This window comes from Sinorhizobium fredii USDA 205, from assembly GCF_001461695.1.
GTDB lineage: Bacteria > Pseudomonadota > Alphaproteobacteria > Rhizobiales > Rhizobiaceae > Sinorhizobium > Sinorhizobium fredii.
In genome coordinates, this window is record NZ_AUTC01000161.1 from 1 (window position 1) to 1,174 (window position 1,174).

A 1,174-nucleotide genomic window follows, 5' to 3' on the forward strand; every position below is an offset into this window, starting at 1 on the left:
CATTATGCAATCTTCTGTAACGGGCTTTGCGTCAATCCCTTGTGAGCTTAATCCCTCGCCGAGTGCTTGCTTCTGTCCGCAGTCGGAGCTCAAGCCGCTGCTCTATGGGGTCTGCTGAGGACCGGTTGGCCAATCTTTAGAGGCGCAGTCACCGCGTGCTGCTGATCGCATAGCGGCCTAACCCATCCATCGTCCCGGCGAAGGGACCTTGCTGCGGAGGGCTGATGGCTGTGCCCGTCCGAAAGCCTGTCTTGTCGTCTCCTGCCATCAAGCCGTCAGGGCTGGCGCTACCTTACGAGGAACGAAGTTGGTTCTGTCCCTGAGCATGCAATGCAACACCACCGCCAGCTTGCGGGCCAGCGCGACACGCGCCTTTCTGGGACCGGCACGTCTGGCGACCGCCAACGCCCAGCCCTTCAGATCGGAACCTTTGACCGGTCGCGTCAGGATCACGTTGGCCGCCTCGTAGAGCCCGGTGCGCAAGCTCCCATCGCCGATCTTCGAAATGCGACCGCTATGATCGGTCTCGCCCGATTGATATTTCTTCGGCGTCAATCCGAAGTGCGGCCCCACCGCGCGTGACGAGCGGAATCGCTCCGGCGCGTCGACGGCCGCCACAAACGTCAGCGCCACCAGGACGCCAACGCCTGGCGTCGTCATCAGCCGCCGTGCGTTGTCGTCCTGGCGGGCGATGGCCCGCAGCTTGCGCTCAAAACCTGCAAATTCATGCACAAGCGCGTCGCGCACCTTCGGCAGCGCCGTAGCGATCGCTTCCAAGGTCGAATAGCCTGCAATCAGCTCGCGGATGCGCCCCGCGTAAGTGCGCCGCGTCGTCGGCCCAGCCAGCCTCCGGCCCGCGCGGTACTTTAGGCATTTCCCAGCATGTTGGGCGGTCATCCACCCGTGGAGAGTCGTAACGGCAGACGGCGAGGAACATTGGCAACTCGATGGGAGCGCGGCCGAGTTGTACGAGCGCAATCTCGTGCCCGCGATAACTTCCCTATGGGCCGCGGACCTCATTGCTCGTGCGCAGCCAAAATCAGGAGAAGCGGTGCTCGATGTCGCACGTGGTACAGAGGTCGTAACCCGTCTCGCTGCGCGAAATATGGCGCCGGGCCGAGTTGTCGATCGTGTCCCGTGAGGTGGTGTAGCAGACGGCATTGGTCGCCGTGCT

General features: G+C 62.9%; 1 protein-coding gene. It reads right to left on the minus strand.

The genetic code is table 11. The features are described from left to right. Window positions 1-267: 267 nt before the first annotated feature. The gene (locus N181_RS23380) at window positions 268-777 is read right to left on the minus strand and encodes a transposase (protein ID WP_369983698.1); all 510 of its coding nucleotides are present in this window, start codon (window positions 775-777) and stop codon (window positions 268-270) included. Between the last annotated feature and the right edge of the window lie 397 nt (window positions 778-1,174).